The organism is Paenibacillus sp. FSL K6-4396 (assembly GCF_038002525.1).
Classification (GTDB): domain Bacteria; phylum Bacillota; class Bacilli; order Paenibacillales; family Paenibacillaceae; genus Paenibacillus; species Paenibacillus amylolyticus_B.
In genome coordinates this window covers 3,864,557-3,885,834 of the sequence record NZ_JBBOCR010000001.1, presented here as the reverse complement: position 1 = coordinate 3,885,834, position 21,278 = coordinate 3,864,557, and the positions used below count along the sequence as shown (strand labels likewise).

Sequence of the window (21,278 nt, the reverse complement as noted above, 5' to 3'; positions counted from 1 at the left end):
GAATGTGTAATGCTTACCACAGACCGTGCAGTAGAAACATTGGTGGAGAAATTCGCAGTAACGTGTTCAAACGAGTATTCATTAAAAACAGATCGAAGCTCCGAAATTATTGATTATGTCTTGGGAACATCAGACAAGTTCCCGGATATGTTGGGAAATTCGAGTCATTATGTGTATCAGACGATTGATCTGCTCATGAAGCTCGCCAAAAAAGAGGACGGCGACATCTTTTACCGTGCCGGGGCTATTGTGATATATCTGGAATCGACTTATTCCAAAAGAAATACATGGAGAACGGATGCCTTTACCATCTGTATGGGAAATGATTCAGAAGCCTACGGCTTAAGCGGGAAGAGCAAAAGTTCTGATCGCATGGGCGGGTTGTTGGCCCGGTTGGAGAAGATCAAACAGTTTGCGGGCGAGAACGAAATTCTGGCTGAATTGAAGAGTAAATTAAAACGTGCCCAGTGGCTTTTTGATTCCAAAAAAGCGGACAGTCAGGGGAATTATCGGGATGTCATTAATGCATTAATGCTCCTGCAACTATATTCGAAACTAAGTAATACCCCTTCTCATGCAGAAGTTGAATCTTCTGCTCAATCGTTGCCAGCGTTGTTTCAACATGTGATGGCTAATGATCCAGATCAGTTGCGGGAAGAGCTACATACGTTGATTGAACCTGTAGTGGTCAGTAATATTCAAGGGAAGCATAACGGATCTTCCCAAGAATTGAAGGATGAATTCCTCAAGCAAAAGCGTAATCAGCTCATAGCGGAGCTATATCCCAATACGTCTTTCTCTCCAAAAGAGCAATGTTCACATGCTGTATTCCATCAAACGATGGTACTGGTGAGCAGTGCCTTGTTGTACCTGATTAACATTAGTGGAGGTAAACAACGTTTTCTTGATGCGAATAGTGAGATTGGGCATGTTTTGCTTCACACCCTGCATCAGTTACATGAGATTTATCCACTTGAAGTTCGCAGTTACCTGCTAAGTATGGACCCGAGAGCAAAGAGTCCAAATGATCTGCTTGCTGGACTTGTGCCTCTGGATGAGCCTTATCAGTTAGTTGAAATGTTGCGGGACGAGCTTAATTCGTACACGGTATCCTGGAACATGCTACAATCCGCGATCGCAAATCGTCCTGAACAAGCGATTCGAGCATACGAGATGATCAAACCGCCATTCCTCAAACTTTGCATTCAGAAATTCATGGAGGATCAAGGATTGGCATTGCCTAATGCGGAGGAGTCAGTGGAGCAAGCGGTATTCAACGCTCTGCGGCATCCTTTGGACGGGGGACGTCAAGGAATTGCGATTGCAAGATATTTAAGTGGGGAAAACACCCTTGAAGAATATTGGGAGGACCCGAATAGTCGCGGGTTGTTTAATCAACTGAATCGGGATAAGAAGCGTGTTCACAACCTCATTAGTATTAGTTTTCTGCCCTTGGACTCAGAGGCGATGCGCAGGTTCGCAATCCTGACCACTCATCCTGATTGGACGCTGGATATTGTCTCAGACATGTACAATTCTTACGCGTTTAGTGGAGAGCAGCTTCTTCAACGTTATGGGCAAGATCCTGAGGTGAAACGTGAGAAATTGCTAACGAGCCTGATCTCACTCAATGGCATGACCGACTATAGATACAAATCCATGCCACATGACGAATACCGCCGAATCATTCAGCAGAATCTGGACTATGCACTGACACAGTACAAGAAACTGCCAACGGATACGCGCATTCTAATTCTGGAGATTACCTTTGAACAGCGTGATGAGTTATCGAAGAAAATATTGGCCGAAGCGATTCGTGCTGGACTACAGGATTCGTCCAAGAAGGCGAGCGGCGTGGCTTTAGCCGAATTCAACCGGATTCCTGATCAGGACTTGTATACGCTCGTATACCTCTCGGAGAAAAAAGCGGGAATCAAAGAGATGGCTCTGACCGCAATCCGCAGTCTGGAAAATAGCAAGGAGCTGTACGGTGAGCTTTTGAAGAAAGAGAAGGCAGCGGACTGGAAGAACCTGATTCAAATTCTGCTCAATACCGCAGATCTGAGCCCGGAGTATGCTCATGCTGCGCTTGCCGATCAGGCAGATAGCAAAAAGCTGTCCAGACTAAGTTGGTTGTCCCTGAAAGATCTCCCTTCCCTGATGCGAACAGAGGACAATCAGCCGTTAGATGACCGAATTAAGCTATATGTTATGGTGCAATCGCTGGATCACACGTCAGGACCCAATGAAAGATTAAATGAATTACGGGACTACGTAAGTGAGGCATCACTCGTTCGTTTTGCAAGTGAATTGCTTCAGGTCTGGATTCAGGAAGGTGCCCCCGCGAAAGAAAAGTGGGTGATGTATGTTTCAGCACTTTTTGGCGATATTCAGATTGTAAATATTCTGACTCCGCAAATTAAGGAATGGACAGAAAACAGTCGTGGGGCGATTGCAGCAGATGCTGTGAAAGTGCTTGCTTATCTGAAAGATCCATCCGCTCTTATGGCGATTGACAAAATCAAACGTAGCGTGAAGAACCGTCAGGTGAAAGGTGCAGCAGAAGAAGCATTGCAGCTTGCAGCCGACAATATGGGACTTACTGCGGAGCAACTTGAAGATCGACTTGTCACTACACTTGGTTTTGATGAAAAAGGAACCATGCAGCTGAGTTACGGAGAGCGCTCCTTCCTGGTTAAGGTCAATGGAGACTTGCAAGTGGTTGTTCTTAATGAAGAAACGGGCAAATCCGTGAAGAGTCTGCCTGCTCCTGCACAGAAAGATGATGCTGATCTGGCAGCACAGTCCAAGGCACGTTTCACACAGCTGAAAAAAGATCTCAAATCCATGGTTAACATTCAGGCGCAGCGTCTGGAAGAATCATTATCCAAACAACGTCTGTGGTCTGCCGATGAGTGGAAAGCCTTGTTTGTACAAAATGTCATTATGCAAAAATTTGCTGTTGGTCTGATCTGGGGAACGTATGAGGATGGCGCACTGATCAGCACCTTCCGTTATATGGAGGACGGCACATTCAATTCCGTGGATGAAGACGAGGTTGATCTGCCTTCGGGTGCGCAGGTGGGACTTATACATCCGTTGGAACTGGATCAGGTAACGCTTGAAGGTTGGACAACGCAGTTGGAGGATTATGAGATCAAGCAGCCATTTGAGCAACTGAATCGTGAGATTCACCAGCCGGAAGATGAGGATAAAACGAAGAATGAATACGATCATCTGCCTGAGTCTGATTTCTCACCAACGGCTTTCCCCAAAGCACTGGAGAAATATGGCTGGATCAAAGGGCCGGCACAGGACGGCGGCTGGTATCATGAATTTTATAAAGAGTACGGAGATCTTGTTGCAGAATTACAATTCAGCGGTACGAGCATCACGTATTACGAGGGATTGGATGACATTACCCTGGAATCCCTTCATTTCTTCAAACCGAATAACAAGCAATATTATTACTATGGGGACAACAAACCGATTGCTCTGGGCAACGTTCCAGGTCGAGTATTCAGTGAAACGATCTACGATATATTGAGAGCAACGGGGCGTTGATGACGTGAGTGGATTCAAAGAGAAATTCCGAAGTTTTTCGAAGCTGTGTACAGAGGATTATCTGATTCGGTATGCCAACAAAGGGTTGTACAAAAGGTCTTTGAAAGAGTTGGACAATGGTGTAAGTGTAACGTACACATGGAGTGAATCATCTGTGAGTTGTCAGCTCAGTGACGGGACACAATGTACGCTTGAAAATACGCTGGATCATTGGAATTGTTCCTGTCCGTCAGAGCATATCTGCAAGCATGTGCTGATCGCAATTCTATATGATCAACGGGAACATTTGTTAGAGGATTCGATGAGTGCAGATGAAAACCATGTGCTGGATAAAGACTCAGGGATATCGGATAATGATCCGTTGGACGTACCAAAAGACGTATCAGTAACAAGCTTGGTATCAAATGTGGACGATCCAAGCGGAATTCCGCATACGGTATCACGTGAGATCGAGTCACGCTTCCGCTGGATGACGGAGTCTGACCTTACCGTGTTAATTAAATCGTATAGTTCTTCCATGATTGAGGAAGTTGTTTTCCGACTGAGATACCCAGAGGAAATTAAGATCATTGAAGATTCACTTCTTACGGTTCATCTGACCACCCAGAATATCGAGGTGTCTTTTACCGAGGAACCGAGCCTTGCCAAAGCACTATGTAAGGTGCAGCAGACAGCCGGGAAAATGGCCAAGCTTGAAGCTTTGTTACGGTACCGGAACTTTAAAGGTCTGGATGATACGGATGCATTAAGTGGACGGGCGTACGAAGCCAAGTTCTCTCTGCAGACGGTGCAGGAATGTCGCATGATGCTCGCAGGATTGTTGAAGACGGGACTGGCCCGCCTTCCTCAGTCCTACATGGCACAACTGGAGACTTTGGCAATTGCAGCTCATAGTGGCAACCTGCCTGACATAGAACGCAATTTACGAGGGATTCAAGGGGAACTACAGTTGTTTTTTAACAGACATATACGTTTCTCCATGCAATCCATGTTGGATCGGATAAGTAAGCTGTATCTTGCACTCCGGGTTCTTGAAGAAGAAAAGGTGTCTGTCATTCAGCAGAGTCAGCTCATTGGCAGTTTTCGAAGTAAATACTTTACGGTTCCTTCACTTCACCTGTATGGACTGGGAGCTGATGCGTGGGAGACACGATCCGGTTTCCGTGGAATCACCTATTACTTCTATTGCTTCGATGATGAGGAAATCTACACCTATAGCGATGTACGTGCTGTATATTATGATGATCAGCAGTTCTCATATACAGAGCATTATGGTGCATTCACACCATGGCTGCCTAATCTGACCTTTCGCCAGTTCGTGGGCGAAGAAGTTCAATTCCATTCCGTTAAAGTGAATGAAGAACGCCGGATCTCTTCCGGGGAAGGTGCCAAACTTGCGATTTTGCCACGAACGGGTGTGGAAACGTTGAATCTGGGCAAAACCATGCAAGATGTAAACTCTGTACTTCAAGAGGAATCGCGATCGTTCGACTTGTTTGCTGCTCCCAAAGAACGATTGGCTGTGATCAAAGTTGCTCGAATTGTGGACCATAGCTTTGCCAAACAAACGCAGGAGCTTGTCCTGACGGTTGAGAATACCGAAGGGGAAAGACTAGCGCTCACTCTCCCGTATTCATCGGACTGGCAGGCGATGATCCAAAGACTGGAGTCAGGATATGGTTCCCAAACGCTTGAACACTTCTACGCCTTTGTGCGTGTGGAACCCAAACGGATTAGCCCGATCAGTTTCCTGAAGGGTCAAACGGTGCTCAGTCTGAAACTGGATATCGGTAATGGGAGGATGGGCAGACTTGGAAGAATATAATCAGTTCATGCAGAGAATTAACGGCTGGTCAGAAGAGTTGCTGCTGCGCGGGTTATCCCAGTTTACGATCCGGGATATTGAGGTGCTTGAGCAGCTCGCAGCGGAATCCTCGCGGTTGCAGATGAGTTTCCTGTATGAGTTGTTGAATCACCTCATCAAGGAAGGGCGTAGCGTGGCTCTTGGACAAGGTAATGAAGAGTTGCTGCTATTTCAGTATTGTCGTCTCACCCAATATGTACAGCTCAGTGTGCAAGAAGAGGCGTAATATTGGTTAGTATTCCAAGCGAAGGCACATGAAGCGATATGATGTAATAAATAAGATATAGTATAGAATATAGAAGATTTGCAGAAGGCCTCTAGGTCACTGCAAATCTTTTTTTATCGTGGAGTAAGTAAAAGTCATTTGCCAAACGAATATAGGTAGGAAGCACGGATCAACACGAGCATTCGTGATATGAGCATGGAAGGGAGGGATACATAATCGTGGAAGAAGAACAGATACGGAAGGCAGTAGTGAATCGTGATCCTGAAGCCATGGAATGGGTGATGAACCACTACGCAGGTTTGTTATGGAAGATTGCTTATTCCATCCTACATCATGCATCGGCAGAAGAGATTGAAGAATGCGTAGCAGATACATTTTTTGCTTTTTGGCAGAATCCGGATGCATTCCAATCTGGGCGAAGTAGCTTGAAAAATTACCTTGCAACAATCACAAAACATAAAGCGATTGATCGCTACCGGAAACTTAATCGAAGATTTGAACTTACATATGAAGAGGAGATTCATTCGGTGCAAACGGATGATTTGTTGGTTCAGATGATTAGTAAAGAGACGTATACGGAACTTAATCAAATGATTGAATCTTTTCCAGAACCGGAACGGGAGATTATGAAACGTCGGTTTTACGAAGGACAGAGACCCCATGAGATATCGGAAGCGTTGTCCCTACACGTTAGGCAAGTCCATAACAAGCTTTATCGCTCCAGGCAACGATTGAGGACATGGTGGATGAACAGGAAATAAAGGAGGCGATCAAATGCGAAAATCCGACAAAGAATTCACTGAGCAGAACCTCTTTAATATTAAAAAGTTGTTCTATGATAAATTGGCGCTGAATGAACCATCAACCGTTACGAGATCAGATTCATCATTTTATCCACCTGTATTATATCCATCCGCACAGACCAAGAAGTCCATGAATAAAAGAAAAAGGTATCGCAAAGCCATCTATATTCCTGTAACCGCTGCGTTATCGTTATGTCTTGTTACAGGGGCAGCTGCATCCATGGGCATCATTGACCTGCCTTCTATTCTTCATTTTCTAGGTGCAGATCGGATTGGCATTCTTCAGCCTGTTCATCAGGTGAGTGAAGATCAAGGGATTCGAATGGAGGTTATAGGTGCTGTCAGGGACGGAGATACAACGGAAATCTATGTTTCTTTGTCAGATCTGACGGGTCAACGTATTGACGAGACGCTGGATGTATATGATTACAGGGTCACCGGAGGTAATGCAAACAACGCTCAGATTATTCATTATGATGAAGCTAACAAAACGGCTATTGTTCGATTCCTCATTCAAGGAAAAGTCAGCAAAAATCGGATTACCGTTCAGATTAATACGCTGATGTCAGGTACATCTCTTCAAGATGGTTACAACGTACAAGTGGACTGGGAGAAGTTGCTCCAAGAAAAGCAAAACAATAGTTATGAAATCCTGGAGCGAGATCGTATAAGTGGCTGGGGAGGTAAAACTGATATTCAAATGGAAACCGATCCAATTCCGGTATTGCATCAAGATGTAACGAATGTCCCTGTTTCCGGTATTGATTGGATGCATATTTCCAATATGGGTTTTGTGGAGGGCAAGTTACACATTCAGATTAATCCGGATAATGAGATTGGCGAGTATAATCATGGATATTTCTACTTCACGGATGAGCAAGGTCAAAAGCTCGATATTCCCCAATATTCCATTAGCTACGGGAGATACATGAAAAATGGAGTAGACATTGGTGGGGATTACATTGAGTTTGTGTATGATCTGTCTGCTGTTGACGATTTAGATAAGTTGAGACTTCAAGGCAGTTTTACGAGTATTAGTGAAGTTGTACAAGGGAATTGGAAAACGACCTTTAACTTGAGTCAAAATGGTTTGAGTAAAACAGGAAACGTTCAGCTTGATGCAAATGGAGCCTCACAGGCAAATGTAACCCTTTCCGCAGTTGGCGTCACACTTACAGGTGAGGCTCTGAGCAAGATTCGCATGGAGAATCTGAGTATTGAAGTTCACCTGAAGGATGGTACCAAGTTGACTGGCAAATCAGGTTTCCTCCAGCTGGATCAGGATCTCATTAAGTGGATATCCCCTAAGACCATTCCGGTGAATGATGTGAGCTATCTGCTACTCAATGGGGAGAAAGTAACTTTGCAAGATAGATAATATGAAAAGTGAATCAAAGAATCGGGGGATAAATGCGATCGGAAGTTTGTTCTGTCATCAGAAATGAATTACATGTCATATCCCGATTTATGAAGCATACCATTAGGCGAATGCGGTCATAAGGGAGGAAACTGAGATGTCCATGAGCGAACCGCTGTTAACGCAGATTGTGAATCAACATATCCCGGCTGGTGCAACGGTCGTCACTATTGATAAACCTGTTCAACATCCAGCGATCTACGCGGCAGATCTTACCGGTGATGGTATGCCGGAGATTGCTGCAGTCTACCAGTTGAATGGTGAGCTGTACCTGCTCATTCTGAAATTTGTTCAAGGACACTGGATCAAGATGGCACTAATCAAGGGATTGGGGTACGGGGTGACTTTAATGACTGCAGCCCCTGTAACTTCAACGGCAAGGAATAATCTCATTATCGGTTGGCGGATTGGTTCTATTTGGTCTAAGCTTGCCGTATATGACTGGACGGAATCCGGGCTCAAAGATCTGGCGCCTGACGATCTATACTATAGCTATGCAGAGATTATAGATATGCCTGGTCCACATGGTCGAGATGGCAAGGTGGAGATTGCACTCTGGATTCATGATACAGGGGAAGCCTATCGTGTGGAGATTATCCGATGGCAGAATGGGAAATGGGTTCCTGCACCGGATGTATATGCAACCTATTATCCCAAAGTGGTGCAATATTACGAGCAACTAACCCAGCAATACCCTGATTATATCTTTTACTGGTATTACCTTGCGGATGCTCAGTACCATGCCGGCCAGTATCCGGCAGCACTCGCTTCCGTTCAGAAGGCACTCAGTTTCCCGGAAGCGTATCCTTCCAGAGAGGTACTACAAGAGCTCGAAAAGAAAATTAAGCAGGCGATGGTACCTATAAGCCATGCCCGGGTAACAACGTGGTTATATCCAATCTCCGTTCGAACTACGAGTGGGACGCGTTGGGGGTATATGGATGCACAAGGCCACATTCGGCTTGAGCCGGTATTGAATGACGCGCAAGCGTTTCAGCCCAATGGATTGGCTGTGGTTGTGAAGGATGGTCGAGCCGGTGTGATTAACCTTCAGGGGCAGTATGTCGTTCAACCTGTATACGATTCCATCAATTCCTTTTCCGAAGAACGGGCGATAACCATTGATTCTCAAGGATTTAAGATGATTAATGAACAAGGTATAGTCCTGACCAAACGGGCGTACCCGTATATCTCGAATATGAACGACGGTCGAGCTTTATTTTACGATTCAAACCCTGGTCAGGCAGATGGTTCGGTGAGTCGGTATGGTTATCTGGATGCGTCGGGCAATGAGGTGATACCTGCACAGTTCGCTTCGGCGAATGATTTTCAAGATGGTAAAGCGGTTGTGCAGATTAAGGACAATGAATATGCGCTCATTAATCGCAATGGACATCGGCTCGCAACGTATCCATATGCCTATGTGGGACCACTGGGGGATGGACTGCTTGCTTTTCAAAAAGAAACCTCGGGCAAATATGGATACATCGACGAACGGGGTAATATTCGCATTCAGCCCAAGTTTTCATCGGCATTTCCTTTTAGCGGCGGGCAAGCGATTGTTAATACAGCAGAGGATTACAAATCGAACTATGGTGTCATTAATACGGAGGGATCGTTTATCATTCAACCCGCCTATAATGACATCCGCGAACTAGGCGAGCATCGTTATGCGCTGGGGCAAGCAATTAATCCGGAGCAGCCTTACATTGGCTCTGTATACGCGATTGCAGATACCAATGGCAGAAGACTTACGGAGTTCCTATATCGCGAAGTAGGTAATTACAAAAACGGCCTTGCTTCCGCATCGGATGGAAGACAAACCTATCTGCTGGATCTGAGTGGAAGACCTGCCGCTGGGTATCCGCATGTAGAAGGTTCGGGTACGCTGGAGGTCGTGGCACCAGATCTGATTAAGGCCTATGTAGACCAGCGCTTATCGTATGTGAATCGGGCCGGACAGATCATCTGGCGGCAAAATACAATCGTTCCGCTTCATCCGCCGTACCGTGTACGCGAAGAGAAGTACAAACCAAATAGGGACTACCTCGTATATTATCCGCAGGTGGAGGGATTAACGAACCAAGCGGAGCAGCTTGCGCTGAATGCCAGGTTGAAGCAACTCTCCCAGGTTAAACCGATCCCTGCGGATCAGCAGCTGGATTATACGTATACAGGGGATTTTGATATTACGTTTTATCAGCAGCAATTATTGCAATTGCAACTCACAGGTTACAACTACCCGGCTGGTGCAGCGCATGGTATGCCTACGATGATCTATGCGATTATTAATCTGACGAATGGTCAGTTGTATGAGCTGAAGGATTTATTTAAGCCGAATAGTGACTACGTAAAAGTGTTAAGCCAGATTGTGGGGGATCAGATCAAAAATGATCCTCAATACTCTTATGTGTTTCCAGACACTTATACGGGCATTAGTGCGGATCAGCCGTTTTTTGTTACAGCGGATGCTCTGCATCTCTACTTCAACCCATATGATATCGCACCCTATGCAGCAGGGTTTCCAACGTTTACAATTCCGTTTGTTCAGATCAAGGATATCATTAATACAGAAGGTTCGTTCTGGAGAGCTTTTCATAGTTGATTGAGTACAGCCAACATTTTAACGTAAATATACGCTAAGGACGTTAAGGCACAAAGACAGCGGATTTTTCCTGCTTTAAGCAACTGTCCGCTAATATTTAGCGTATAAAACAGTCAAAATGTTGGCGCTACCCATATAGAACTACTATAAATCAATCATTCCATCCTTTACATACATCAATCCACTCTGAATAACCAGAGAATTTTTCTAATTGTTTTATTGTAAGTTCAATAGCACTATTGCTACTCCCGCAAGCTGGATAGATTGTATCGAAACGTTTTAGAGATATGTCTAGATAAACAGAAACATCATTTTTGATAGCAAATGGACAAACACCTCCAATGGCATGACCAACCATATCAATGGCTTCATCAGGAGAAAGCATTTTTGCTTTTGTTTTGAAATACTCTTTGAATTTTTTGTTATCCACTTTTGCATCCCCGGCAGCAACTACTAAAACAGCTTGTCCATTCACTATAAAAGAAAGTGTTTTTGCGATTTTCTCTGGCTTACAACCTAATGCAGTTGCAGCCAAATCCACGGTTGCACTAGATACTTCAAATTCGATAATTTGAGAATCCATACCATATTGTTTAAAAAAATCTTTTACTTTTTCAATTGCCATAATCAGCACACCTCATTTTAAAATATTTTCTAGAAGATCATAGATGAAACTTGCCTATGTTCTTGGGTAAAAAATCATGTTGTAAATGATACATGGTTCTTGATAAAGATTATTATAGGAATGAAAAACATTAGCACGAAAGCGGAGTGCCTGATTTTCTTTTAAAACAATTTTCTTTTTGTTGACTACCATTTCTAACATACCTTGTACCACAAAAACATATTCTTCCACACCATCAAGGTGCCTTTCAGATGGATGGTGACATCCAGGATCAAATTCGATATAAAATATTTCAACGTTACGGGTAGGGTCAAAAGGAAAAACAGGAAATGCTCTCATTTTTCCATCATTTTCAATGATAGCGTCTTTGGACCGTGTATCAACCACACTGCACTCATCTTCTAGCTCTTCCAATAATAAAGATAAAGGGACTTTTAAGCCGACTGCGATTTTCCAAAGAGTTGTAATCGTTGGTGAAGACTGTCCTCTTTCAATTTGTCCAAGCATAGGCTTACTTACATCAGTAAGTTTAGAAATATCTTCAAGTGTAAGATTTCTAGTTGCTCGTATTTCTTTTAACCGTTCTCCAATGGTTAATACTGGCGATTGCATTGCATCACTCCTTTTTGTATGTTATAGCATTTTAAAATATAATATAACATACTAGCAGTTGGATTCAATAGGCGACAGTTTAATGATGTAAGTAACTCCTTCACATATTTATCCATACTAAATGGAAAATATTACGGGAGTGACAGATCAAATAAGTCATATTTGTCTATACAAGAAAAAACGAAAACTTTCTCTAACAACACTTCTTTTGCTTGGCGAGAATGTAAATACTTCACCATTCATTCTCAAGTTAAGCGACGAGGTCATATGTCCAATAGGGCTTATAATCTTGTTTGTGTGGCTTCTGGTGGAGTATGCGGCTTATGCCTCACTCTATGACAAGACCTATCGGGCACCATACAGCCTCGCGGCCTCAGGAAGGTTGAAGTTGGCCGAACATATTCGTCATCTGTCGTTAAGATTTTTCGGAAAACATGATCCTGGGGATCTGACGAATCTGATCTTGAGTGATTATGGTCAGGTCGAGCATACGCTCTCTCACAATCTGTCGCAGCTAATCAGTGCAATTGTGCTTCCTGTGCTTGCTTTTGGCGGGCTTCTGTTGGTGGATTGGAGAATGGCCGTAGCTATGAATTGCGGTTCCCTTAGGTGTGGCTCTGTTATGGCTCACGGATTCAATTCAGGCACGACTGAGTGAGAACCATGTTCGAGCCAAAAACGAAGCCGCCAGCCGGCTGCAGGAATACCTGAGCGGTATTCGTGAGATTAAGGCTCACAATATGGGGGGCCAACGTTTTGAACGGCTGCGTCGTTCTTTTGATAAATTGAAGTCAGCTTCCATTGGGTTGGAAGGCATCATGGGACCTACAATTGTATTGCCTTACTCTTACTATGATTGGAGAGATCACCTGACATTCTTGGCAGATACGTTTGGAGAAGAAAGCAAGAAAGATGAATATCTGGCCAAGTATGATGCGAAATCTGCAGAGTGGAAACAAAAGCTGGAGGCGGCTGTATATGGTGAATCCTTTGCCGTAATTGAGACATATCCAAACAACCTGGTCATCTATTCCAATAAAGGTGCAGCTGAGATGTTATACGGTGAATGGGGCCTGAAATCTCTAATGTCGATAATTAAAATTCTTCGTACACAGCGATGGGGAGAATGGAGCTTATAACAGAACCTAATAACGCCTATGTTTAATTGTGTAATTTGTTCGAAATCATGTAACTTGAGCAGTTCTGGCAGCGTTTAGACAATGGGGTGATCTGATGTTGGTGAACGCGGTTCAACGTTACATGGTATTAGGACTGATATTTATCGGGATCTTCTTTACAGCACTCATCGTTCTTGAGAGGATTGAAGGGTACCATATTACAACGACAGAGTATTACGGCTTACGTAATCTAGGGGGCTTGATATATATTTTGTCGCTTATCCTGGGATTCGGTCACTATTTAGTCGCTTTTTATATTGTTATTCTTATCCCGATCTCATGGCTGCTGCGGAAATATGTATGCTTTCCTATGATGAGAACTTTCATCTATATGATTGGGTTTGGATGGGGCGGGCTGGGGGTTTTTGATCTCATGTACAATCCATATTTCGTGAATGGATACCATCTGAACCGAATGACATCGATATGGATATTTACCATCGCCGGTTTAGTCTATGGCCTTGTGGAGAATAAGATTTGGCGAAGAGGGCAGATGCAGAACGAACAGAAGGCTACTTAACAAATGTTGAGTAGCCTTCTTGGTTTACATAATTATTATGGTGTTTTCATGAAGACTCAGAAGCTAAATACAATATTAGAAAGGATTATGTAGAGTAAGTAGTGAATATGAACAGCAGTCAAGTTAATTCGATAGTTTGTTATAAAATTCACAAAGGATGCAAGTAAAATGAAATAGGAGTTTTATCGTAAAAAGGTGAAATTTTCTGTTATACTATTTGAGTTGTGTACATAAAGTTAGGTATTTTAATGAAGGGAGTTCACGAAGTAAATTAGCTTTTTAGTTTAAAATTGTAGTTTGGAGGAAAGCATTTTGTATAAAGCAGGTTTTTGGATTAGATTAGGAGCAAGTGTGTTGGATAGTCTGATTATTTCAATTCCGTTAGTGATTATTGCAGGTGTGCTTACAGGTAACTTTGATGCGGATGAGCCGATTGCCAAACTACTTAGTGCGTTATATTCAATTTTAGTACCAGTATACTGGTATGGTCGAACCATAGGCAAACGTATATGTGGAATTCGAATCCGCCAATACGATACACACGAACCGCCAATACGATACACACGAACCGCCAAAAATTGGTACGATGCTGATGCGAGTTGTCGTGGCTGGACTTGTGTATATAATAACTTTGGGTATCGGAGTTATTGTGAGTGCTTTTATGGTTGGTTTGCGTGAGGATCGACGTGCGATTCACGATTTTATAGCAGGAACAGAAGTAGTTTGGGATTAACTCGAAGAATGAACTGGCTGTGCAGGGGTAAAAATCACTGTGCAGCTTTTAAATCATTAGTACTGTTTCACAAAACTCGTATTTTGTACATATGTTTACGTCCAAGACTGTGGTGACTTCATTCTACACGAATCATCATTAGATTCGTATTGAAACCAGTTATAGCTAAATGAACAAAAGGCAACCTGTCACGTTAATCATCTGCCCTATTATTTTTATTGGTCTAACGTTTCCCGTTAGTTGAATCACTTAACTTTTGAGTTCCCAATTGGATATCTACAAATGGTACGTATTTGTTTGGTTCAACTTCTTTATATACACGTACAAAATTGACATTAAAGGTTGGATAAGGAGCTAATTCGTTCATTGCTAATAGCTTCATTTCGTCAATTTCAGTCTCGTTCAAACCCCAATAGGTTTGCCCCAAGGTTAAATGAGGATGATACTTATCCATTTCAAAGTATTGATCTAAAAGTTCTTGTGATAGAGAAAACACATTTACCAATCTTCTATGTAAATCGATTACATTGCTCGTGCTAACACTAAGAAATGTAACAGCACTTCCAAACGACCCAGGTTCTGATAATGATAATTGAAAGCTCTGTATTAAAGAGCATGCTTGTCTTACATTTTCTAACCATTGAAGATCTACTGTAAGACCACTCTGCGCTTTTACAGTGATGTGAGGCTCAACTACATCGTTAAGACGATTTCTGGACCAACGATCACGGAATGTCACAACTTTTTCTTTATAATCATCTGGAACTCTTATTCCAATGAAATATTTCATTTTTCAGTCACATCCTTTAGCAAAATAAATGGATGACAGTCCATCTGCTCTTATCTTCTTATTTCTTCGGCTATTTAAATTATCCTGCCCGTTAGCTTAATGAAACAGATAAAGATTCTTCTCGAAATTTTTTTCAAGTTCTTCCCCCTTTTCAAACTTCAACAAATTCATTGCCTTTAATCGGAAAAACCTAGTTCCTGGTACCAAAAAATCGTTACACATGCGAAGTCTTATATTCATATGCTTTTATCTAGCCACAAGATCTCTATGATGATACTATTTAGATAATCACCTAATCCGAAATGACACAATGTTCTTGTCCTTTTCGGCAAAGGAACCAAGTTCTTGTCCTCAGCATGGGACAAGAACTTGGTTCCATAAAACAAAAAAGCCGCTATAATAGCGACTTTGAATGGAACAATGTTCTTGTCCCGCGACAATAATTGATACAACTCGTTGAACAGCAAAATTAAAATTCAGTCATTATTATTGTATTTAATGCATTTTTTAGTGCTAATTTATCATTATCAGTCATGTTTAGAAGCACCTTTTGATTCAACTTAATAGTTGCTGCTTCAACACCATTTCTGATTTCTAAAGATTTTTGAGTGGCTATCACGAAGACATTTCTACGATTTTTTGGATCTGCAGAACGTTCGATTAATTCTGCCTTGTGCATTTTATCCAATACCCCCGAGACAGTTGAAGCTTCTAAAAATAACATTTCTCCAATTTGTTTTGGGGTTAATTGCCCTTCTCTCCATAAAACATTTAACACGCCATATTGAGACGGTGTTATTCCATATTCTTCTATAAGCTTGCTGAAATATTTAAAAACTTTGTTCTGACTAACACTTAATAGAAAGTTCATGCAATCATTTAGTTCCATAGTCTCTGTCCCACTCTCCCCCATCTTGACAATACCTATTATACCATGTTAGATTTTGTTATAAAACATTTCTGTTACAGAAATATTCTATTACAGAACTAAGGGGGATTTTATGGATAACTTCAAGGCAATCGTCGTAAATGAAGATAACGGTCAAGTAAGTTACAGTTTGGAAATTGTTAATTTGGATAGTCTCTCCTATGGGGAGATTTTAATTAAGGTATCTTACTCTTCAATAAACTTTAAGGATATGTTGGCTGTCCAAAAAAAATGGTGGTGTTATAAGAGATTACCCTATGATTCCAGGAATTGATTTGAGTGGAACGATTGTTCACACAGCAGATAGTCGTTACCATGTGGGACAGGAAGTCATTGTTACAGGGTTTGCTGTTGGTATGAGTCATACAGGAGGATTTGCGGAATATGCAAGGGTCCCTGCAGCTTGGATTGTTCCTATGCCAGAGAACTTCTCCCCCAAAGAGGCTATGATTTTTGGAACCGCAGGGTTTACGGCTGCTCTTTCTATAATGGCTTTAGAGAAAAACGGTATGGACATAAATAAAAATCCTAAAATCCTAGTCACCGGTGCAACTGGTGGAGTAGGTAGTATTGCTTTACAAATTTTATCTAAAATCGGTTACAAAAATATTTCTGCCTTAATTAGAAAAGAACATCAATTAGAGGTGGCAAGATCTTTAGGTGCTACAGATGTCGTTTACGCAGAAACATTAGGTGAGCAAATTAAGCCACTAAATAAGCAAAAGTTTGACTTTGTTTTAGATACTGTAGGTGGAGATATTGCTTCCATATTAATTCCCCAAATTTTTTATGGTGGTAGTATGAGTATGTGTGGGAATGCAGGCGGCATAAAACTAACCTCGACCGTACTGCCGTTTATACTTAGAGGAATCAGCCTCTTGGGCATTGATTCTGTAAATGTACCTATTGAAAACCGCGGATATATATGGGGTAAATTAGCAAATGAATGGAATATCTGTCAAAGTACTCTCGTGAGAGAAATTACACTTGAAGAACTATCTCAAACGATTGAAGCTATAAAACACGGAAACCATTTAGGGAGAACAATTATAAAATACGCATAGCTAGAGGTATTTATCAGATGAAAGTATTTTTTATTCTTATAAATTACCCCTCCATCACATTCAAGTAGTTGACTAAAAAGCAGCCGATCATAGGGATCAACTGCTTTCTTTGTATATTTGAGCTATCGTTTCCTGTTGGCGTAATTGATATCTATTAATGTAATGTATTCATATGCTCTTATCTTCTTAGATAACACTCACTCTTTACATCAGCTTAAGCCGCAGATTCGGACGAAGGTCAAAACCGGAACTTGACTAAGAAAGGCATACTGCGTTCGCCAATGTCCGTTGGGTTTGTTGTTTGAGTGAAGTTAAGTAGTAAAGACCGCCTGGTATTCTCCAAGGCGGTCTTTACTACATTTATTATAATTTTTTGTCTCTAATCCAAGTATAGTAACGGTATATTGAGATTATAATAAGCACAGTCAATAAACAAAACACGAACAGTATCATACCAAAGATTCCGCTTTCGGATAATCCATTACCATTTCTAAGGATAAATATGAGTAACCCGATGTCTGCTATAATAATAATTAATAGGGGGACAGCGTATCCTATTCTTTGAAAAATGATCTCACCCCCTTTTTTTTAAAATTAGAAGCCCGGTTTGTAGTTTATACCGTAATTAGCATCGTTGAACATAAACCTGATCAATAGCATATTGTTGGTATTGAGCTGTATTTTTAGTTATTGTAAGTCTAGAAGCGGTTTCATAAGCTGATGAGGTAATTCCAATTAGTATAGTTAATGCATTAGAAGAGTTTAAAACCATGGTTACCCATCCAGCAGGGCCGGAATATGTGAGGTAAAATAATACCATAGATGCAATTGCTCCGCCCCAGCTTTGTGCTTCCATTTTATTATTATATTCCAAGCCATCAACTACATATCTTTCGTAGGTATTAATATAAGATTTAAATGTTGAGAGTCTTGATGCTTTCCCAGAGTCATTACCGATATTACCATGCAGGCTGGTGTACATATTAGGCTCGCCAGATAGACCTAAGACTTGAGCAGCTTTTTTTGTTAACGTGTTAAGCCACTGCAGCGCATTTGCCGATTTCCCAAAAATTAATCCGGGTACCGGGTGATCCTTGGTTCATAATATAGATTATCTTTCGCGACAAAGGGAAAGCCTACTCGGCCGTAGGGACGGATACGCTGCTGTTCAATATGGGGGCAACCATGAATTTCGGCTGGTTTGACCAGGATACCGAGGAATCGGAGTTCGAAAGAACCGTCATGCATGAATTCGGCCATGCCCTGGGGTGTATTCATGAGCACCAGACTTGTCCCTCCACACTTGGTTGGCCTGCGCATTTTGGAGAATCTTATAATCATCACATGGATTACTAATGTTCAGCATGGCAACTTTTTGTGGTATATACGATATCATTGATTGAATATCTTGTTTAGCGGTTTCATGTTGATTCGGGCAATTGCATTTGTTAGTCAACAACGGTTCTCTGTTTTGTAAATGATAATATTCAATGCTGCTCGATGAGCTTCTCTCATCAAAATTATTTTTGAAAGCAACAACTGGAAACGAGTGATCCCTCATATTCTCAATTTCCTTCCAAGAAGGTACGCTAATTTCTTTGCTTTTCTTCCCTGCGGTCTTCATCCATACACAGAAGAAATTCTCACAAAACTGCAAGATCAGTTTTTCAAGAATCCAGGAAAGCCCCCATATCAATACTTCTACTGACTTTCATTTGATATTTAACGACCTGATCCAGAAGCTCCCTGATTAGAAGTGGTGCTAAATGAGCTTGTTCTTAACGAATTAAAGCCGTAGAAATGCTTCTCCTTTAACAGAGGTTTTTTCCAAAAAACAAAAGCATATGCATAGGGACAAATTTCAGGGAATTCAATCGTTTCATTCAATTTTCTAAGCTCCAGGCATATCCACACTTGCACTGAAATGCATGTTCTAACTGTTTATTCGACAACAAGAAAGGTATTGTTGATCTACAGTTAGGGCAAGTATTATTCAATTTAGATCATGAAATGCGCATTCATCCAGAAGTTTAAACTGATGCAGTCAAGAATGTTCCCCCCTCCATACACTTCGAACACCAATGCAATTCAGGATGAAACCAATGGTCCCATGAACTATATTTAGCTTCAATGACCATATTCTCTCGAAGCTGATCCCAAGTCAGTCCTTGAAGATGGTTAATAGCTTGTTTGCTTGATGCACCAAAAATTGCTGAGTTACGGTCAAGTTGAAGAACTTTATAACAGATTGTCGTACCGACAGCATCTCTCAATCGTGCCCCGTTTTCAAACTCAGTTTCGTCGATAGGGATAATTCCTTTGATATGACCTACGAATACAATACCGCACACCTTGCCGGCGTGAGTTTCAACACTCATACTGATTAGAAGCTGCCGGGCTTTTTGGTGAGAAGCGGGGAAATCCTACAATTCTTCAGAATAAAAAGCTTTAGATACGGATTCCGTAGCTTTATCAATAAAAGCTGCAATTTTACTGGGGCTTTCCTTCAGACCACTACTCACCCACTTTTTAATAATAGCTATACTGCCATGAGCGGTGAACGTATACCAGGACTCAAATAATTGTGGATCAAAATATTTTAATTCCGTCTTCCATCGTTCAATAGTTAAATCGTGACTGATATAAAGGATTCGTTCTAATAATTCTTTATCGCCATGCTCTGAGAACAGAACCTCACATATCGTTTTATTCGCTTTTATATACTTACATAATTCATAAGATAGCGTTTGAGGATTTGAAGAACTCATCCCAACTTGCTTAATGTCTTCGTAAAGATCATTTTCAATCGTTGAAAGAAGCTCAAACTGATTAGCATAGTGTGTATAAAAGGTGTTGCGATTAATCCCTGCTTCTCTGCAAATTTCGGTCACTGTAACTTTATTGATAGACCGTTCTGTCAAAAGCTTCAACAGGCTTTCTTTGATAACCATTTTTGTATATCTCACTCTGTGATCTGTTTTTTTGGCTGCCATAATATCCTCCCAATTTAAAATAATGAACAAATCTAAGGTGGTTTGTATGATAACTAACATATCTCAATCGAACAGCCTGTTGTTTAAGTAACACAGTGAAATTATAATTTATTTGAACGTTCAATTCTATTTTTAAACTTAAATGGAGGTAAAATATGGGTGATATAACTGTAGTACCTGTATGGATAATTCAAGATATTATAGTCTTAATTGCTGCTGTTCTAATGGTTTTCTATATCCTTGATAAGGAAACACATCCCAAAACGGTTCTACTGCAGTTTATAGGTTTTGTGTTTTTTTACGCAGCCGTTTTTGAAATTACTGCTTCATCGCTTGGGGAAGGTTTTTACGCCTATGGGCGGAGTATTTTAATGTTATTTAATATACCGATTACTGTCCCTATTATTGAGTTTCTGATCATTTATTCAACTTTGCGTGTTCTAAAGTCTGTAAATATACCGTCCTGGACTAAACCATTTATTACGGGATTGAGCGCTATGGTTTTTGACTTTTCATTGGACCCGGTGGCTGTTAAACAGATATTTCAGACTACAGATGGACTTATGGCAAGATGGACTTATTATCCGCTAGCCGGTGAGCCTCAAATCTATGGGGAACCTGTGATGAATTTTACAGGATGGATTTATATAGCGGGATATTGGACCATCTTTATTCTAATTGGTGAATGGTGGCATAAAAAGAAAGGCTACAGTAAATCAATTGGTTATATCTATCCGTTTCTGGCGGCCATTCTGTCATTAGCTTGTATGTTCTCACCTTTATCTAACTTCCTTAATTATATGGGGCCGTTCTTCGAAAGAACCTCTAATATGCAATGGGTGATGTTGATTACACTTTCTGTAATTACAATCGGAATTTTAGCATTAGCTTTTATAAAGTTTTGGGACCGGAAGGTTAATTATTCAATCACTCCCAAAAAAGATTTTCCTATCATGTTTACTTTCGTGGGGTTCCCCCTAGTCAATACTATATTTTGCATTATAGGTGGTTACACGGAAGTGTTGTGGCTGGTCGTTCTGGCTCAGATCTTATTATTGCTAGGCTGGATTGGAATTTACATTATGGGTAAAAAAGCAAGTCCAATCAAGAAATAACCATAAACCCAAGCATTGAGGCAAAGACACACTTTCATTAATATTCCTTTTCGGCATTTTTATTTTGGTGCTTCTTGCTTACATGAAAAGAAATAGACCGCCCACCCTAAGGTAACAGTCTATTCCGACCACCACCTAGCGGCCGACTGCTCTTTATGTAGTTTCAATTGTATAATTACCTTTTTCTACCATAATAAACGTATTAACAAGCTAAAGACCCGCCTGATCCGCAAGGATCCGG

The 21,278-nt window shown here is 41.4% G+C and carries 18 protein-coding genes and 3 pseudogenes; 13 read left to right on the top strand and 8 right to left on the bottom strand.

The window, feature by feature from the left end; translation table 11 throughout:
* Window positions 1–9 precede the first annotated feature (9 nt).
* From MHB85_RS16755 to MHB85_RS16730, 6 genes are all read left to right on the top strand, one after another.
* A complete protein-coding gene (locus tag MHB85_RS16755) occupies window positions 10–3,564 on the top strand; it encodes a DUF4132 domain-containing protein (RefSeq protein WP_341073278.1) in 3,555 nt (1,184 codons plus the stop codon).
* 4 nt (window positions 3,565–3,568) lie between these two features.
* The gene (locus MHB85_RS16750) at window positions 3,569–5,389 is read left to right on the top strand and encodes a hypothetical protein (protein WP_341073277.1); all 1,821 of its coding nucleotides are present in this window, start codon (window positions 3,569–3,571) and stop codon (window positions 5,387–5,389) included.
* Complete coding sequence (locus tag MHB85_RS16745; protein ID WP_091019417.1) at window positions 5,376–5,654, top strand: hypothetical protein; 279 nt, start codon at window positions 5,376–5,378, stop codon at window positions 5,652–5,654. Before MHB85_RS16750 ends, MHB85_RS16745 begins: the two co-directional genes overlap by 14 nt.
* A gap of 218 nt (window positions 5,655–5,872) precedes the next feature.
* Window positions 5,873–6,415, top strand: coding sequence for a sigma-70 family RNA polymerase sigma factor (locus MHB85_RS16740; RefSeq protein WP_341073275.1), 543 nt, complete (start codon window positions 5,873–5,875; stop codon window positions 6,413–6,415).
* 13 nt (window positions 6,416–6,428) lie between these two features.
* Window positions 6,429–7,835: a hypothetical protein gene (locus MHB85_RS16735; RefSeq protein ID WP_341073273.1), complete on the top strand. Its 1,407-nt coding sequence runs from the start codon at window positions 6,429–6,431 to the stop codon at window positions 7,833–7,835.
* Window positions 7,836–7,971: 136 nt separating this feature from the next.
* Entirely contained in the window at window positions 7,972–10,479 is a 2,508-nt protein-coding gene (locus MHB85_RS16730; protein ID WP_341073272.1) for a WG repeat-containing protein, read from the top strand.
* A gap of 151 nt (window positions 10,480–10,630) precedes the next feature.
* Here MHB85_RS16730 and MHB85_RS16725 read toward each other — a convergent pair whose 3' ends face one another.
* Together MHB85_RS16725 and MHB85_RS16720 are read right to left on the bottom strand one after the other, a co-directional pair.
* Window positions 10,631–11,104, bottom strand: coding sequence for a YbaK/EbsC family protein (locus tag MHB85_RS16725; protein ID WP_192131242.1), 474 nt, complete (start codon window positions 11,102–11,104; stop codon window positions 10,631–10,633).
* Window positions 11,105–11,158: 54 nt separating this feature from the next.
* The gene (locus MHB85_RS16720) at window positions 11,159–11,716 is read right to left on the bottom strand and encodes a helix-turn-helix domain-containing protein (protein WP_341073271.1); all 558 of its coding nucleotides are present in this window, start codon (window positions 11,714–11,716) and stop codon (window positions 11,159–11,161) included.
* 295 nt (window positions 11,717–12,011) lie between these two features.
* Here MHB85_RS16720 and MHB85_RS16715 point away from each other — a divergent pair, with 295 nt between their 5' ends.
* The 4 genes and pseudogenes from MHB85_RS16715 (at window position 12,012) to MHB85_RS16700 (ending at window position 14,147) form a co-directional block, all read left to right on the top strand.
* A complete protein-coding gene (locus MHB85_RS16715) occupies window positions 12,012–12,374 on the top strand; it encodes an ABC transporter transmembrane domain-containing protein (protein ID WP_341074243.1) in 363 nt (120 codons plus the stop codon).
* Window positions 12,328–12,855, top strand: a complete 528-nt coding sequence (locus MHB85_RS16710) for a hypothetical protein (protein WP_341073270.1) — start codon at window positions 12,328–12,330, stop codon at window positions 12,853–12,855. Before MHB85_RS16715 ends, MHB85_RS16710 begins: the two co-directional genes overlap by 47 nt.
* Before the next feature lie 349 nt (window positions 12,856–13,204).
* The gene (locus tag MHB85_RS16705; protein ID WP_341073269.1) at window positions 13,205–13,414 is read left to right on the top strand and encodes a hypothetical protein; all 210 of its coding nucleotides are present in this window, start codon (window positions 13,205–13,207) and stop codon (window positions 13,412–13,414) included.
* Between the two features lie 309 nt (window positions 13,415–13,723).
* Window positions 13,724–14,147, top strand: a pseudogene (locus MHB85_RS16700) (RDD family protein).
* A gap of 223 nt (window positions 14,148–14,370) precedes the next feature.
* On the opposite strand, the gene MHB85_RS16695 reads toward MHB85_RS16700, so the two are convergent.
* Window positions 14,371–14,937: a 2'-5' RNA ligase family protein gene (locus MHB85_RS16695; protein WP_192131327.1), complete on the bottom strand. Its 567-nt coding sequence runs from the start codon at window positions 14,935–14,937 to the stop codon at window positions 14,371–14,373.
* 469 nt (window positions 14,938–15,406) lie between these two features.
* Window positions 15,407–15,826 (bottom strand): MarR family winged helix-turn-helix transcriptional regulator, encoded by a 420-nt coding sequence (locus tag MHB85_RS16690; protein ID WP_091020038.1) that lies wholly within the window; start codon window positions 15,824–15,826, stop codon window positions 15,407–15,409.
* A gap of 112 nt (window positions 15,827–15,938) precedes the next feature.
* Here MHB85_RS16690 and MHB85_RS16685 point away from each other — a divergent pair.
* Window positions 15,939–16,929 (top strand): annotated as a pseudogene (locus tag MHB85_RS16685) (YhdH/YhfP family quinone oxidoreductase).
* Between the two features lie 625 nt (window positions 16,930–17,554).
* Here MHB85_RS16685 and MHB85_RS16680 read toward each other — a convergent pair.
* The 4 genes from MHB85_RS16680 to MHB85_RS16665 all read right to left on the bottom strand — a co-directional run bounded on the left by MHB85_RS16680 (window position 17,555) and on the right by MHB85_RS16665 (window position 19,922).
* Window positions 17,555–17,911: a hypothetical protein gene (locus tag MHB85_RS16680; protein WP_143786582.1), complete on the bottom strand. Its 357-nt coding sequence runs from the start codon at window positions 17,909–17,911 to the stop codon at window positions 17,555–17,557.
* 89 nt (window positions 17,912–18,000) lie between these two features.
* Window positions 18,001–18,270 (bottom strand): hypothetical protein, encoded by a 270-nt coding sequence (locus MHB85_RS16675; RefSeq protein ID WP_341073268.1) that lies wholly within the window; start codon window positions 18,268–18,270, stop codon window positions 18,001–18,003.
* A gap of 689 nt (window positions 18,271–18,959) precedes the next feature.
* A complete protein-coding gene (locus MHB85_RS16670) occupies window positions 18,960–19,307 on the bottom strand; it encodes a hypothetical protein (RefSeq protein WP_091020044.1) in 348 nt (115 codons plus the stop codon).
* Between the two features lie 45 nt (window positions 19,308–19,352).
* A complete protein-coding gene (locus tag MHB85_RS16665) occupies window positions 19,353–19,922 on the bottom strand; it encodes a TetR/AcrR family transcriptional regulator (protein ID WP_218780914.1) in 570 nt (189 codons plus the stop codon).
* 155 nt (window positions 19,923–20,077) lie between these two features.
* Here MHB85_RS16665 and MHB85_RS16660 point away from each other — a divergent pair, with 155 nt between their 5' ends.
* Both MHB85_RS16660 and MHB85_RS31200 read left to right on the top strand, forming a co-directional pair.
* A complete protein-coding gene (locus tag MHB85_RS16660) occupies window positions 20,078–21,037 on the top strand; it encodes a carotenoid biosynthesis protein (protein ID WP_091020045.1) in 960 nt (319 codons plus the stop codon).
* A gap of 25 nt (window positions 21,038–21,062) precedes the next feature.
* Window positions 21,063–21,152 (top strand): annotated as a pseudogene (locus MHB85_RS31200) (putative holin-like toxin); the annotation flags it as partial.
* Window positions 21,153–21,278 lie beyond the last annotated feature (126 nt).

Excerpts from the sequence above, each read along its gene's own strand:
- MHB85_RS16755 (WP_341073278.1), top strand. The coding sequence starts at position 10 with ATGCTTACCACAGACCGTGCAGTAGAAACATTGGTGGAGAAATTCGCA.
- MHB85_RS16735 (WP_341073273.1), top strand. The coding sequence starts at position 6,429 with ATGCGAAAATCCGACAAAGAATTCACTGAGCAGAACCTCTTTAATATT.
- MHB85_RS16730 (WP_341073272.1), top strand. The coding sequence starts at position 7,972 with ATGTCCATGAGCGAACCGCTGTTAACGCAGATTGTGAATCAACATATC.
- MHB85_RS16725 (WP_192131242.1), bottom strand. The coding sequence starts at position 11,104 with ATGGCAATTGAAAAAGTAAAAGATTTTTTTAAACAATATGGTATGGAT.
- MHB85_RS16720 (WP_341073271.1), bottom strand. The coding sequence starts at position 11,716 with ATGCAATCGCCAGTATTAACCATTGGAGAACGGTTAAAAGAAATACGA.
- MHB85_RS16705 (WP_341073269.1), top strand. The coding sequence starts at position 13,205 with ATGATGAGAACTTTCATCTATATGATTGGGTTTGGATGGGGCGGGCTG.
- MHB85_RS16695 (WP_192131327.1), bottom strand. The coding sequence starts at position 14,937 with ATGAAATATTTCATTGGAATAAGAGTTCCAGATGATTATAAAGAAAAA.
- MHB85_RS16690 (WP_091020038.1), bottom strand. The coding sequence starts at position 15,826 with ATGGAACTAAATGATTGCATGAACTTTCTATTAAGTGTTAGTCAGAAC.
- MHB85_RS16680 (WP_143786582.1), bottom strand. The coding sequence starts at position 17,911 with ATGTACACCAGCCTGCATGGTAATATCGGTAATGACTCTGGGAAAGCA.
- MHB85_RS16675 (WP_341073268.1), bottom strand. The coding sequence starts at position 18,270 with ATGATTATAAGATTCTCCAAAATGCGCAGGCCAACCAAGTGTGGAGGG.
- MHB85_RS16670 (WP_091020044.1), bottom strand. The coding sequence starts at position 19,307 with ATGAGTGTTGAAACTCACGCCGGCAAGGTGTGCGGTATTGTATTCGTA.
- MHB85_RS16665 (WP_218780914.1), bottom strand. The coding sequence starts at position 19,922 with ATGGCAGCCAAAAAAACAGATCACAGAGTGAGATATACAAAAATGGTT.
- MHB85_RS16660 (WP_091020045.1), top strand. The coding sequence starts at position 20,078 with ATGGGTGATATAACTGTAGTACCTGTATGGATAATTCAAGATATTATA.